The sequence below is a fragment of the Janthinobacterium sp. BHSEK genome (genome assembly GCF_056174685.1).
In genome coordinates this window covers 51,009-65,457 of sequence record NZ_JBWBYV010000029.1, presented here as the reverse complement: position 1 = coordinate 65,457, position 14,449 = coordinate 51,009, and the positions used below count along the sequence as shown (strand labels likewise).

At 62.9% G+C, this 14,449-nt stretch carries 10 protein-coding genes; 3 read left to right on the top strand and 7 right to left on the bottom strand.

Features of this window, described 5'->3' with window-relative positions; genetic code table 11:
• Positions 1 to 39: 39 nt before the first annotated feature.
• The gene (locus AC0V2Y_RS11135; protein WP_475414169.1) at positions 40 to 1,728 is read left to right on the top strand and encodes a M14 family zinc carboxypeptidase; all 1,689 of its coding nucleotides are present in this window, start codon (positions 40 to 42) and stop codon (positions 1,726 to 1,728) included.
• 90 nt (positions 1,729 to 1,818) lie between these two features.
• On the top strand, positions 1,819 to 3,972 hold the full coding sequence (locus tag AC0V2Y_RS11130) for an FUSC family protein (RefSeq protein WP_475414170.1): 2,154 nt from the start codon (positions 1,819 to 1,821) through the stop codon (positions 3,970 to 3,972).
• A gap of 128 nt (positions 3,973 to 4,100) precedes the next feature.
• On the opposite strand, the gene AC0V2Y_RS11125 is transcribed toward AC0V2Y_RS11130, so the two are convergent.
• From AC0V2Y_RS11125 to AC0V2Y_RS11100, 6 genes are all read right to left on the bottom strand, one after another.
• Positions 4,101 to 6,053, bottom strand: coding sequence for a S9 family peptidase (locus AC0V2Y_RS11125; protein ID WP_475414171.1), 1,953 nt, complete (start codon positions 6,051 to 6,053; stop codon positions 4,101 to 4,103).
• A 67-nt stretch (positions 6,054 to 6,120) separates the two neighbouring features.
• Positions 6,121 to 7,593, bottom strand: a complete 1,473-nt coding sequence (locus AC0V2Y_RS11120) for an amino acid permease (protein ID WP_475414172.1) — start codon at positions 7,591 to 7,593, stop codon at positions 6,121 to 6,123.
• Positions 7,594 to 8,041: 448 nt separating this feature from the next.
• On the bottom strand, positions 8,042 to 9,472 hold the full coding sequence (locus tag AC0V2Y_RS11115) for an amino acid permease (protein WP_475414173.1): 1,431 nt from the start codon (positions 9,470 to 9,472) through the stop codon (positions 8,042 to 8,044).
• 115 nt (positions 9,473 to 9,587) lie between these two features.
• Complete coding sequence (locus AC0V2Y_RS11110) at positions 9,588 to 10,046, bottom strand: RidA family protein (RefSeq protein WP_034745569.1); 459 nt, start codon at positions 10,044 to 10,046, stop codon at positions 9,588 to 9,590.
• Between the two features lie 254 nt (positions 10,047 to 10,300).
• A complete protein-coding gene (locus AC0V2Y_RS11105; RefSeq protein ID WP_475414174.1) occupies positions 10,301 to 11,884 on the bottom strand; it encodes an ABC-F family ATP-binding cassette domain-containing protein in 1,584 nt (527 codons plus the stop codon).
• A 153-nt stretch (positions 11,885 to 12,037) separates the two neighbouring features.
• Positions 12,038 to 13,150: an NADH:flavin oxidoreductase/NADH oxidase gene (locus AC0V2Y_RS11100; protein ID WP_475414175.1), complete on the bottom strand. Its 1,113-nt coding sequence runs from the start codon at positions 13,148 to 13,150 to the stop codon at positions 12,038 to 12,040.
• A 160-nt stretch (positions 13,151 to 13,310) separates the two neighbouring features.
• On the opposite strand from AC0V2Y_RS11100, the gene AC0V2Y_RS11095 reads away from it, so the two are divergent.
• Positions 13,311 to 13,859 (top strand): glycine zipper 2TM domain-containing protein, encoded by a 549-nt coding sequence (locus AC0V2Y_RS11095; protein ID WP_475414176.1) that lies wholly within the window; start codon positions 13,311 to 13,313, stop codon positions 13,857 to 13,859.
• Here the strand turns inward: AC0V2Y_RS11095 and AC0V2Y_RS11090 are convergent.
• On the bottom strand, positions 13,856 to 14,365 hold the full coding sequence (locus AC0V2Y_RS11090; protein ID WP_475414177.1) for a DUF1993 domain-containing protein: 510 nt from the start codon (positions 14,363 to 14,365) through the stop codon (positions 13,856 to 13,858). The genes AC0V2Y_RS11095 and AC0V2Y_RS11090 overlap by 4 nt on opposite strands.
• Between the last annotated feature and the right edge of the window lie 84 nt (positions 14,366 to 14,449).

The window sequence follows — 14,449 nt, the reverse complement described above, 5'->3', positions numbered from 1 at the left end:
TTACCCAGCGCGCCTTCCCCCTCCCAGACTCAGACCGCTATGCCACCAGACTTGCGCACGACCTACGAACTCGGTAACCACAACCAGACCACGACCTGGCTGGAATGCATCACCTTCTATCAAGATCTCGCCGCACGCTATCCGCAGGTGCTGCACTTCGAACAGATCGGCCTGTCCGACTCGGGCGTGCCCATCCACGCTGGCGTCGTCAGCGCGGACGGCGTGTTCGACCGCGAGCAGATCAAGCGTGCGGGCCGCACCGTGTTCTTCAACAACAACGGCATCCACCCGGGCGAACCGGAAGGCATCGACGCCTGCATGGCCATCGTGCGCGACCTCTGCACGCAGCCGGAACGCCTGGCGGCGCTGGGCAGCACCGTGCTGCTGTTCATCCCGATCTACAACGTCGACGGCAGCCTGAACCGCGCCAATACCTCGCGCGTGAACCAGGATGGCCCGGAGCAATTCGGTTTCCGCGGCAACAGCCGCCACCTGGACTTGAACCGCGATTTCATCAAGTGCGACAGCCTGAACGCGCAAGTGTTCAACCGCCTGCTGGCCAGCTGGGACCCGGACGTGATGGTCGACACGCACACGTCGAACGGCGCCGATTACCCGTACACGATGACCCTGATCCACACGCAGACGGATAAGCTGGGCAATGGCCTCGGTCCCTTCCTGCAAGACACCATGCTGCCGCACATCTTTGCGCAGATGGAACAGGCGGGCTGGCCCACCTGCCCTTATGTGAACCCCGTCAAGGACAGCCCCGACCACGGCATCGCCGAATTCCTCGAAGTGCCCCGGTTCTCGACCGGTTTTGCGGCCCTGCATCACGTCATCGGTTTCATGCCGGAAACGCACATGCTGAAACCGTTTGCCGACCGCTACGCTTCCATGCGCGCCCTGCTCGACATCACCATGGCCTTTACCATCGAACATGGCGAACAGATCAAGCAACTGCGCGCGCAAGCCAAAGCAGCGGGACGCACGCAAGCCGAATGGCCCATCCACTGGGCCATGAACGAAGAGCAGCCGTCGACCTTCCCCTTCAAGGGCTACGCAGCAAAATACACGCCAAGCGTGCTGGGCGACTACCAGCGCCTGTCCTACGACCGCTCGCAGCCGTGGGAACGCGACATCGCCTATTACAACCGCTTCGATGCGGACGTCACCGTGGCCGCGCCGAAAGCCTATGTCGTGCCGCAAGCGTGGCGCGAAGTGATCGAGCGCCTGCGCTGGAACGGCGTCGACATGACACGCATCACCGCCGAACAGACGGTAACGGCGCGCTACTACCACATTGCCAACGTCGGCACGCGCGCCACCGCCTACGAAGGCCACATGTTCCACGACACGGTGGAACTGGAAGCGCGCACGGGCCAGTTCACCTTGCAGGCGGGCGACTATGTGGTCAGCCTGGAGCAGGACAACGCGCGTTATGCCGTGGAAACGCTGGAACCGCAGGCGCACGACAGCTTCTTCCGCTGGGGCTTCTTCAACAGCGTGCTGGAGAAGAAAGAAGCGTTTTCGGATTACGTCTTTGAAGACATGGCGTCGGAACTGCTGCGCGACGAACCGGCGCTGGCCGCTAAATTTGCCGAGTGGAAGGCAGCGAATCCGGCCCTGCTGAGCAATCAGGAAGCCGTGCTCGACTTCATTTTTGAACACTGCCAGCGCTTTGCCGAGCCGGAATGGCGGCGCTATCCCGTCATCGCCCTCATGTAACTGGGGACTGTAGCGACTGCAACATCCTGGCGCCGCATCGGAGACCCCGGTGCGGCGCCTCTTTCTGTGCCCTGCCCACAAGGTAATCCCATGCACTACGCACTGAACCTGCGCACCTTTATCTACAGCCATTATTTTTACCTGGGCTTGCGCGTGGCCATCGGTCTGGTCGGCCTGGCCTTGCTGACCCAGGAAATCAGCGACAGCGCCACCGCCATGACGGTGTGCATCGGCGCCCTGTGTACGACCCTGATGGACATGCCCAGCCCGCTGCGCCACAAGTTCAATGAAATGCTGGCCTCGGTCCTGCTGTGCAGCGCCGTCACCTTGTTGATCAGCCTATGCGGTCCCGTGCAGTGGCTGCTGATGACGGTGCTCGTGCTGGTCAGCTTTCTCGCCAGCATGATGGTGGTGTACGGCAAGAAATCCATGCCCTTGCAACTGGCCGCCCTGTTCATCATGACCATGTCGATGGAACACCAGATGACGTGGCAGCAATCGTTCCACCATGCGGGCCTGTTCATGCTGGGGGGGTTGATCTATCTGGCCTATGCCATGGCCATCGCCTGGGTCTTGCGCCACCGCATCAAGCAGCAAGTGCTGGCCGAAGCCCTGTTCGAACTGGCCGCCTACATCGACATCAAGGCCGATTTCTACGACACGCGTTTCAATTTGACGGAGCAGTTCAACAAGCTGGTGCGCCATCAAAGCATTTTGGCCGACCGCCAGCAGGCGTCGCGCGATCTGATTTTGCGCAGCCACAAGAACAGCAAGGATGCCATCGTCGTGCAAGTGCACGTGTGCATGCTCGATTTATATGAACTGATCCTTTCCACGCACACGGATTACGCGCTGCTGCGCCAGCACCTGGCCGACTCCGATGTCTTGAAATCTTTGCACGACCTTGCCTACAAGGCGGCGCGCGATATCGAAGCCGTGGCGTATGCCGTCACGCGCAAGCGCGCCTCGTATGCGCAGATCAGCTATGACAAGGAATGGACCGAGATCGAAGCGGAAATCGCGCGCCTGCACGCCAAAGGCGACGGTGCGCAGGAAGCGCTGGCGACCCTGCGCGCGCAGCGCAACAAGATCCGCGCGATTCTGAAAATGATCGCCGAGCTGCATCTGGCCACGCAAAAAGTCTATGCCGACGTGCCGTTCTGGAGCGGCGCGGACATGGCGCCGTTCTTGTCGCAGCAGAAATACGAACTGAAGACCTTGCTATCGAATCTGCGCCTGGATTCGCCCGTATTCCGCTTCGCCCTGCGCGTGTCGATGGCCATCTCGGTCGGATTGCTGATCGGCCACTGGCTGCCGTATGCGGCGCACAGCTACTGGATCGTCTTGACCATCGTCATCATCCTGCGCCCTACCTTCAGCATGACGCGCCAGCGCCGCGCCGACCGCATCATCGGCACCATCATCGGCTGCGTCATCACGGCCATCGTGATCCGCTTCGTGCACAGCAATATCGTGCTGATGGCCATCTTGTTCCTCTCCATCGTCGCCACGCCCACCTTCATCTATCTGCGCTACCGCTACACGGCCATTGCCGTGAGCCTGATGATCTTGCTGCAAATGCACCTGGTGGCGCCCAGCAACCCGAACCTCGTCAGCGAACGTTTGATCGACACCCTGATCGGCGCGGCGGTGGCCACCGTGTTCAGCTTTGTGCTGGCCAATTGGGAATACCAGAGCCTGCCGCGCCTCGTGCGCCAGGTACTCAACGTGAACCTCAGCTATATGCAGGCCAGCTTCGCGCTGCTGCAGGGAAAATGTTTCGACGATTTCGCCTACCGCATCGAACGCAAGCGTTTGATGGACAGCCTGGCCGCGCTCAGCTCGGCGCTGGTGCGCATGCTCGACGAACCGGCCAGCAAGCAGCGGGCCGTGGAAGACATCAACCTGTTCATCGTGCAAAATTACTTGCTGGTCGCCCACGTGGCGGCGCTGCGCTCGATCCTCGGGCGGCATGCCAGCCAGCTGCCCGTCGCGCCCGTCAACGCCTTGCTCAGCCATAGCCACACGCAAGTGTGCCTGACCCTGTCGCGCGCACTGGAGCAGCTCGACAACAAGGCCGCCATCAGCGCGCCGCTGGCCCCTCCTGCCGCGCCGCCCGTCAGCGACGTGGCCTGGTCGGGCTGGCCGCTGGTGCAGCGCCGCATCCGATTGTTGCAGGCAGATGCGGACAAGATCGTGGTACATAGCGCGGCGATCGTGCACATCGTTGCACCGCGCGCCTGACAAAAAGTCCATGGCGTTGTTGCCGCGCCTCGTCGTACATTCGTACTGCCTTCGGCACGGCGCCTAGCCCTGAACATGTTGTCAGCCGCTTTATCCAGGCTGGCCTGCCTTTGGCAGGCCACTGATCACTACTTCAAATACCGTTCAAACCAGCCGATAGTACGCTTCTGCAAGTCGCGCTGGTGCTCGGGCTTGCGGAAGGAATGGCCTTCGCCGTCGTAGATGAACAGGCTGGACGGCACGCCCATGGCGCGCAAGCCATGCCAGAATTCCAGCGACTGGGCAGCCGGCGTTTCCACGTCGCGCTCGCCCACATAGATCAGGGTCGGCGTCTTCGCCGCCTTGATCGATTCGATGGGCGAGGCCTTGCGGTAGACGGCCGGATTGTCATAGGCGGAGGCGCCAAAGAAGGGGATCATCCACTGGTTGATGCCGTTCTGGCCGTAATAACTGATCCAGTTCGATACGCCAGCACCGGCCACCGCCGCCTTGAAGCGGTCGCTGTGCGTGACGCCCCACATGGTCATGAAGCCGCCATACGAATGGCCGATCAAGCCCAGGCGCTGGCCGTCGACGGGCGCCACTTTTTCCACGGCGTCGATGCCGGCCAGGATGTCGCGCCAGTCGCCGCCGCCGAAGTCGGCCATGTTGGCGCGCGTAAATGCCTGGCCTTGGCCAAAGCTGCCGCGCGGATTGGGCAGGAAGACGAAATAGCCCTTCTCCGTCAATTCGCGGATCAGGGAGCTCGCCGCCACGTAGCGGGGCGAGGCGGCCGCGCCCGGGCCGCCATGCACGTTGACGACCATGGGGTAGCGCTTGCCCGCGTCCGTCTTCAACGGCCCCAGCAGCCAACCTTGCACCTTGTATTGTTCGTTGTTCCAGCCCACGTTGCGCACCGTCAGCTGGGGCGCGAAGCCGTCATTGTCGCGTGTGATTTTTTTCAGCTGGGCCACCGGTCCCGCCACCAGATAGCTGGCGTGCGTAAAGTCTTCCTGCGCGGCAGCGGCCTGCAAACCATCGGCGCTGAACGACAGACGGCCATCGCTGCCGCTGCTGCTGATTTCGCCGAGCAGCACCGGCTGGGCCGGACCCGTTTGCACGTCGACGGGCACCAGCGCCAGCTGCGAATCGATCAGGGCCGTCGCCAGCAAGCCGGCGCCGCGCCAGACGACGCCATTGAAGGTGCCGCGGTAATCGGGCGTGAGATTGCGCGGCGTGCCGCCGGCCAGCGGGACGGTATAGATATCGCCGCCGATGGAGCCGAAATCGCTCATCAGGCCGCCGATGAAGACCACCGTCTTGCCGTCCGGCGAGACCGAGGGCAGGTTCATCTGCATGGCCGGCGACGCGATCACGCGCAGGGCGCCCGTGGCGGCATCAATATGGCTGAGCTTGGCGACCCACCAGTTGCTGTCGCCATTGCCTTGCGCGCTGGTGGCGACAAAGCCGCCCCCATCGGGCGTCCAGCTGTATTCATACACATAGGTGTCGGCGGGTGACAGCAGACGCGGTTCGCCGCCGCTGACAGGCACGACGGCGATGCGCTGGGCATCGTCTTCGCTGCCCACTTCGCCCACCTGGCGCGCGCCCGCCTCCACGGCGCCGGCCAGCTTGCGCGCGCCCACCGTCGCCAGCAGCGCCAGCTGCTTGCCATCCGGCGACCAGCGCGCCGTACTGGCCACACCTTTGATACTCGTCAACACGCGCGCCTGTGCCTGCGTCATCGTGGCCAGGTACAGCCGCGCCGTGCCCGCCTTGGCATCGTAGCCGATGAAGGCCAGCTGCCGGCCGTCGGGCGACCAGCTGGGCTTATCGTAGGAACACACGGCACACGGGTCGAATTGCTGCACGATGGTGCCGTTGGCGGCGTCGCGCACGACGATGGCCGCGTGCGGGCGCTGCGGCTGTGGCTGTTCCGCCTTGCTCGACTCGATGGCGGCGATGCGCTGGCCATTCGCCGACAGGGCGACGGCGCGGTAATCGCGCAGCACCGGGCCGCTGGCAGGCGCGGCTTGCGCCATGGTTCCCATTAAGCTGCTTGCCAGCAAGCCGCAGGCGGCCAGATCAGTTATTTTCATCATGTAAATTCCGGTTAGAAATAAAAAAAACCGCCAGCAGGCGCGGCGGTTTTGGATGGAACAGACTGCATCAACGGGCCTTCTTGCCCAGGTGTGAATGCCGCATGCTGTACAGGAAGTAAATGGCCACCGTCACCGCCATCCACACGCTGAACACGACAAACGTCGTATGCGGCAAATCGCGCATGATGTACAGGCAGGCAAACACGCTCAGGCCCGGTATCGCGTAAGGGCCGAACGGCACGCTGAAGCCTTCGATGCGGTTCGCGCCCTGCTTGTGGCGCAGCACGGGCACGGCGATCGAGACCACCATGAACGCCGTCAGGGTGCCGATGCTGACCATGTCCCACAGGTAAGTCGCATCGACGGAACCGGCCACCAGAGCCACCACGAGGCAGACGATGATGGTATTGCTGACGGGTACCAGGGTGCGCGGGTGGATCTTCTGGAACGATTTCGGGATCAGGCCGTCGCGGCTGACGGCAAACAGGATGCGCGTCTGGCCATAGATCGTCACCAGGGTCACGCTGAAGACGGAAATGACGGCGCCGGCCGACAGCACCAGCGCGGGCCAGGTCTTGCCCGTGACGTTTTGCAGGATCACCGCCAGGCCCGCTTCCTGGCCTTCGAACAATTTCGCCTGTTGCGCGCCGAGGGCGGCCACGGCCACCAGCAAATAAAACACGGTGACGATGAGCAAGCCATACAGGATGCCGCGCGGCACGTTGCGCTTGGGATCTTTCACTTCATCGCCCGCCGTCGCCACCGTATCGAGGCCGATGAAGGAGAAGAAGACGGTGCCGGCCGCCGCCGTGACGCCCGTCATGCCGGCAAAGCCCTTGCTATTGTCGGTATTAAAGAAGGGGAAGAAATTGTCGGCATTGAAGCCGGAAAAGGCAATGGCAATGAAGAATACGAGGATGGACAGCTTGATGATGACCATGATGGCGTTCATCAGGGCCGATTCCTTGGCGCCGCGCAGCAGCAAGAAGCCGCACATGCAGATCAGAAAGATCGGCGGCAGGTTGATGTGGCCGGCATGAAACTCCATGCCATGCGGGCCGGAAACGATCATCGGCGTGCGCAGCATCTCGGGGATGTGCCAGCCGAAGGCATTTTCCAGGAAGTTATTCAGGTAGGACGACCAGCCGATGGCCACGGCACTGCCCGCCAACCCGTATTCGAGCAGCAGACAGGCGGCCATGATGAAGGCAAGAAACTCGCCCACGGTGGCGTAGGCAAACGAATACGAGGAGCCGGAAGCGGGGATGCGGAACGACAATTCCGCATAGCACAAGGCCGTCAGGCCGGCCGTGATGGCGGCGATCAGGAAAGACAGGACGACCGACGGGCCCGCCTTGGGGACGGCTTCGACCATGGTAAAGAAAATGCCCGTGCCGATGGTGGCGCCGACGCCGATCATGGTGAGGGAAAACAGGCCGATGGACCGGCTCAAGCCGCTGCTGCTGAGGCCTTCACCATATTCGACCGTGGTATCGATCGGCTTGGTGCGGCAGAGTTTCTGGACCAGGGTTTGGCTCACTAGACATCCTTTATGAGGCATACGTATTTTCGTACGACGGGTAAAAACAAATAGCGCTCCGGCCTTGAGTAACCCCCAATAAATTCTTGTGTTTTCTAGCTTCCATAAGTGGCGCGCTGCTGCGTTACCCATCGCTAGCAGTGCTCGCACTGCGTCGCGCCGGGCGCCTTGCATCACATCCACTTCTGTTTGCTATAAATTCACAATAATTTCCTGGCGATTACTTACCTGGCAAAAAACCGGAAAGATCGCGTCCATTCTCAAAACTAAGCGATTATAGGGCTTTCACCGGTTCAGCTAAACAGAACTTTGATGCAAGGAAACAACGCCAGGCGTGCGCCGGCCAAGCCGCAACAGTGCGGGCACGGCCGAAGTTGCTTCTATGAAAGAAAAAGCGCGCCGCTGCAGGGGCAGGGGCGCGCTTCTGGCTCAGCTCAACGACGCTGGCTTACTTCTTGCCGTGTGGCGCATCGGCCGGCGGCCAGCCCGCTTCGTAGCCTTGCGGCACGTCATCGCGCTTGTCCTTTGGCGCCAGGCCCAGCGCGTAGTACAGCACCGTCAGCAGGATCAACCAGGCCGGTCCCACCATCAGGGCGATGCGCGTATCGGGGAAATACGCCATCAGGCCGATCACCAGCGCCAGGAACGCCAGCGAAATCCAGGAACCATACGGCGCGAACGGCATGCGGAAGGCCAGGTTCTTGATTTCCAGCGGCGTCAAGGTCTTGCGGAACTGGATCTGCGTGACCAGGATCACGCCCCAGGTCCAGACGGCGCCGAAGGTGGAGATCGAGGTGACCCAGATAAACACTTTTTCCGGCACCAGGTAGTTCAGCAGCACGCCCAGCAGCAGCGCGAAGACCGACACGAGGATGGCGCGGCGCGGCACGCCGCTGGCCGTCGTTTCCGCAAACGCCTTCGGCGCCTGGCCTTGCAGCGCCAGGTTGTACAGCATGCGGCCCGTGCTGAAGATGCCGCCATTGCACGACGACAAGGCTGCCGTCAGCACGACGAAGTTGATGATGCCGGCCGCCGTCTTGATGCCCAGGCGTTCGAACGTCATGACGAACGGGCTGCCGGTGGTGCCGATTTCATTCCATGGGTAGATCGACAGGATGACGAACAGCGCGCCGACATAGAAAATCAGGATGCGCCAGAACACCGAATTGATGGCGTCGGGAATCGATTTCTTCGGGTTCGCCGCTTCGCCGGCCGTCAGGCCGATCATTTCCACGCCCAGATAGGCAAACATCACCATCTGCAAGGACATCAATACGCCCTGCGCGCCGTTCGGGAAGAAGCCGCCATGCGTCCACAGATTCGAGATGCCGACGGCCACGCCGCCGTTGCCAAGACCGAAGATGATCATGCCCGTGCCGCCGACGATCATCAGGATGATGGTGACGACCTTGATCAGGGCAAACCAGAACTCGAACTCGCCGTAGGCTTTCACGGCCAGCAGGTTGATCGCGCCCATGGAACCCAAGGCCGCCAGGGCCCAGATCCAGCGCGGCACGTCGGGGAACCAGATGCCCATGTAGATGGCGACGGCGGTAATTTCCGCCACGCACGTGACCAGCCACAGGAACCAGTAGTTCCAGCCCGTCAGATAGCCTTGCAGGGGGCCCAGGTAATCCTGAGCATAGCGGCTGAAGGAACCGGCAACCGGGTTGTGCACGGCCATTTCGCCCAGCGCGCGCATGATCATGAAGATGACCGCGCCACCGATGATGTACGACAGCATGATGCCGGGACCGGCCATCTTGATCGCGTTGCCGGAACCCAAAAACAGGCCCACGCCAATCGCTGCGCCCAGCGCCATCAGGCGGATTTGCCGCTCGCCCAGGCCGCGGTGCAAGCCTTGTTCACTCGTTTTCATTACGTGTCTCCGTTTTTTCTTGAATACACCGATCCCTCCACCCCAATGGCGGTTCCGCTCTTGCTGGAAAGGAGGAAAGGACGAGCCGGCGGCAATCGCCGGCATGCTCAGCTGATTAGGCCAGTTCGGCGATCAGCTCGATCTCGACGCATGCGCCCAGCGGGATTTGCGCCACGCCGAAGGCGGAGCGGGCGTGCTTGCCGCTGTCGCCGAAGACTTCGACGAACAGTTCCGAGGCGCCATTGGTCACCAGGTGCTGCTCCGTGAATTCGGAGGTGGAATTGACCAGGCTCATCACCTTGACGATGCGCTTGACCTTGTTCAAGTCGCCGCCGCATGCATCTTGCAGGGTAGCGATCAGTTCGATGGCGATGCCGCGCGCTGCGATCTTGCCTTCTTCCGTGGTGACGTCCTTGCCCAGTTGGCCAACCCAGACCTTGCCATCCTTCTTGGCCAGGTGGCCGGACAGGAAGACGGTATTGCCCGTGCGGGCATGCATCACGTAGGCGGCAGCTGGCGCGGCGACGACTGGCAGTTCAATGTTGAGGGCTTTGAGTTTTTCGTAAAACGACATGCTATTTCTCCAAGAAAACAATATAAGCGAAACCAAAATTCATGCACGGCAGGGCACGGAGGATGACGCCCTGGCAGCGCGGTAGTGACCGACAACAGTGCCAGATTAAACGTCATCATATTGGTGAACCAGCAGTTTTAGTTCACAAATAGGCCCGGTTATTCAGTGGATTATACCGACAATCAAACAAAATTCAGCATCGGTTCATGAAGCATGCTCTACAGGCATCGAGCGTGACTTTTTTCATTAAATTGTCACTTGTGCAATGTCAAGCCCTCCGGGTCAAGGTTTATCGCCTGCAAAAATGCCAGGTCGTGCGAAACCACAAGTAACGCCCCCTGGTATTGCAGCAGCATCTGCTCCAGCGCCTGCAGGCTGGCCAGGTCCAGATGATTGTCGGGTTCGTCGAGCAGCAGCAGTTGCGGCGGCGCCTGCGCATACAGTTCGGCCGCCAGCGCCACCTTCATGTGCTCGCCGCCGCTGAGCAAACGGCTGGGCATGGTGGCGCGTGCGCCGGCGATGCCCAGCAGCGCCAGCCGCGTGCGCAGCTCGCCTTCCGGCACGATGCTGTTGCGTGCCTGCAAGCGTTGCACGGCGCTCCACTCGCCATCTTGCAATCCCGCATGCTGGTCCAGCCACGCCACCCGCGCATGGCGGCGCAGCTCGCCGCTGGCGGGCGCCAGCTGTCCGGCGATCACGCGCAGCAGGGTCGACTTGCCGCTGCCATTGTCGCCCGTCACAGCCAGGCGGCGCGGCCCGCTCAAGACCAGGTTCACAGGCTGCGCCTGGCCGTGCGGCAAGACCAACTCGCGCAACTCCAGGATCAGCTTGCCGTTCGGCACGGCGCTCTCGGGCGCCAGCAGCAGCCGCTCGGTCTCGGGCGCACAGCGGGCGCTGGCATCCATCACGCGCTGCTGGCGGGCCTGCTGCGCCTCTTGCGCGCGCACGCGCAGCTTGCCCTGGCTATCCTGGCTTTTCTCCTTTTTCGCGTCCAGCAGCAGCTTGCTCTGGTTGCCTTCGCGCCCTTCCCTCTCGCCGCGTCCGACACGGCGCTGTTGGCGCTCGGCGTGCTGCTGCGCTTCGCGCTGCTCGCGTCTGGCGCCGGCCTTTTCCGCCTGCAGGGCGGCAGCAAAACCGGCCTGTTCCAGCGCGCGCTGCTGCGCATACAGCGCGTAATTGCCGCCATAGCTGCGCAAGCCCTGCGGCGACAGCTCGACGATCGTATCGACGTGCTCGAGCAAGCCGCGGTCATGGCTGACCAGCAGCAAGCCGCCGGGCCAGCGCGTCATCTGCGCCACCAGGCGGGCGCGCTGCCGCGCATCGAGATGGTTGCTCGGCTCATCGAGCACCAGCCAGTCCGCCTGCGACAGCCAGGCGCCTTGCAGGGCGATGCGCTGGCGTTCGCCACCGCTCAGGCTGGCCGTTGGCGTGCCGGCATCGACATGGCGCAAATCGAGCGCATCGAGCGCCTGGCGCAATCGGGCGTGGGCATCCCAGCGTTCACCCACCAGGGCATAGTCGGCCTCGTCGACGCTGCCTTCAGCGATGCGCGCCAGCGCCGCCAGCAAGTCCTCCATGCCGGCGAGCGCCGCCACGCTGGGATAGCGCTCCGGATCGAGTTCCTGCGCCACGTAATGCACGGCGCCGTCGCAGCGCACGGCGCCAGAAGACGGCTGCGCCCGGCCTGCCAGCAGGCGCGCGAGCACGCTCTTGCCCACGCCGTTATCGCCGACGAGGCCGATACGTTGCGGGGCAAAAGCAAATTGCAAATCGGAAAACAGGGCACGGCCATCGGGCAGCGCAAAGGAAAGACGGTCGAGTTGCAGTAATGCGGGCATGGATACTCCTTGAGCAAGGCTGGCGAACCCGCGCGGCGCAATGGCGCGCTGGCGGGAAGGGCGAGGCCGTGCACAGCACGGCAGTATCAATGGCGCATGTCGAAGCGTCCTGGAGAAATGGGAAAGAAGCGTCAGTGTAGCAGAGCAGACCTGTTAGCGCTGGCCCAGGGTCGTGTCGCCGAACAGGTGCTTGTATTCGCGCGGCTGCGAGCGCCAGTACTGCGGCGGCGCCGACACTTGCGCGCCCAGCTGGGCCGCAGCGTGCCAGGGCCAGCGGGGATCGAACAGGATGGCGCGCGCCAGCGCCACCATGTCGGACTGGCCATTGGCGATGATGTCTTCGGCCTGCTGCGCTTCCGTGATCAGGCCCACGCTGATGGTGGGCAAGCCGCTGTCGCGCTTGATGCGTTCGGCAAACGCCACCTGATAACCGGGTCCCACGGGAATCTGCTGCTGCGGCGAAATACCGCCGCTGGAGACGTGGATGAAGTCGGCGCCCAGCTGCTTGAGTTCCTGCGCGAAACGCACGCTTTGTTCGATGTCCCAGCCGCCATCGACCCAGTCGGTGGCGGAAAGGCGCACACCCACGGCCATGCTGGCGGGCACGGCGGCGCGCACGGCTTCATAGACCTCCAGCGGAAAGCGCATGCGATTGTCCAGGCTGCCGCCATACGCATCCGTGCGCTGGTTGGACAGGGGCGACAGGAACTGGTGCAGCAGATAGCCATGCGCCGCGTGCAGTTCGATGCCTTCGATGCCGAGCGCATGCACGCGCTGGGCGGCGGCCACAAACGCCCCCTTGATTTGCAGCAAGCCCATCTCGTCGAGGGCGAGCGGCACCGTTTCGCCAGGCGCGTGGGCGATGGCGGACGGGGCCACCGTTTGCCAGCCGCCCTCGGCCAGATGCACGCAGGCGCCGCCCTGCCAAGGCGCGCGGCTCGACGCCTTGCGTCCCGCATGACCCAGCTGCACCACCAGCGGAACCGGCGCATGGCGGCGGATCGCCTGCACCACCTTGGCCAGTGCAGTTTGATTCGCGTCCGACCACAGGCCCAGGTCGTCGGCCGAGATGCGTCCCTCGGGCGAGACGGCCGTCGCTTCCGTCATCAGCAGCCCCGCGCCGGACAGGGCCAGATGGCCCAGGTGGATCATGTGCCAGTCGGTGGCGTTGCCGTTGTCGGCCGAGTACTGGCACATGGGCGCGATGGCAATGCGGTTGGCCACCGGCAGCGGCCCCAGTGCAAACGGCGTGAATAACTGGCTCATGGCGCACTCCGGAATAGGGGAAGCCCCGATTCTACTGTGCTTTGGAAAGTACGGCTTACACCTGCTTACGTTTGATACAGCGCAAGGGCTAGCCTTGGGCAAGCAGGGCCGCTAATCTGGACACATCAACAACACCCGCAATACCACCCCAGGAGAACACATGAACACGACGACTACCGCCAGCCGCATCCACCCCTTGATGGCCGGCGCCGCCATTTCCGTGACCGTTCTGTGCCTGGTGGGCGCGGCGTCCATCGCCGGCATCCTGCCCAATTCGCGGGCGAACGTGCCTGCCATGCCTGCCGACGTGGCCGCCATGACGCCGGCCAACGCGGCAGCCCTGGCAGCGCCAGTGGCCGCGCCTGTCGTCGCGCAAGCTGCTCCCACACCCGCTCCGGCGCCTGCACCCGTCGTGCACAAGCGTGTCGTAAATCATACGGCGCAGGCCCGTCCTGCCTACCGTGACAACAATGACGGCTACCGCGAGACGGCCTACCGCGAACCCGTACGCCAGCAGCAGCCAGTGCCTGCGCCGGCTCCCGCCCAGCCCAACTACGTGGGCATCGGCACGGGCGCCGTCATCGGCGGCTTGATCGGCAATCAGGTAGGTGGCGGCCGCGGCAAGGCGCTGGCGACGGTGGCCGGCGTGATCGGCGGCGGCATACTGGGCAATGCGGTGCAGAACCAAGTCCAACAGCCACAACGTTAATCGTACGGTCCCAGATAATCGAGCTTGCCCACGGCCACGCCATTGTTGCGCAGAATGGCGTGGACCATGGAGACGTGGAAATAGAAATTCGGCAAGGCAAAGCTGAGCAGGTAATCGTCACCCGAGAATGTTGTCCCCTCGTCAGTCCAGTTCAGCACGACTTCCTTCTGCGCGCTGCCCGCCATCTGGCCCGCGTTGACGCTGTCGATATAGGCGATGGTGTTGGCGATGCGTTCCTGTAACTGCTCGAACGACGCTTCGTTATCCTCGAATTTCGGCGCCGGCGCGCCGCTCAGGCGCTCGACCGACATCTTCGACGTATCGCTGACGCGCTGTACCTGCGCCGTCAAGTCCAGCATGTCGGGCGCCAGCTGCGCACCCAGTAAAATCTCGGGCACGATGCCGTCTTCCTCGACATGGGCCTGCGCTTTTTCCAGCAGGGCCGAGACGACCCGCAAGCCGCGGATGAAGACGGGAATGGTTGCCTGATACATGGACACGGACATGGCTGACTCCTGATAGTGAACGATGAGCCAGTGTACCCGAGGCGCTGTCTTCCGGCAGCGCGCACAATGCCACTCCTGTGCGCC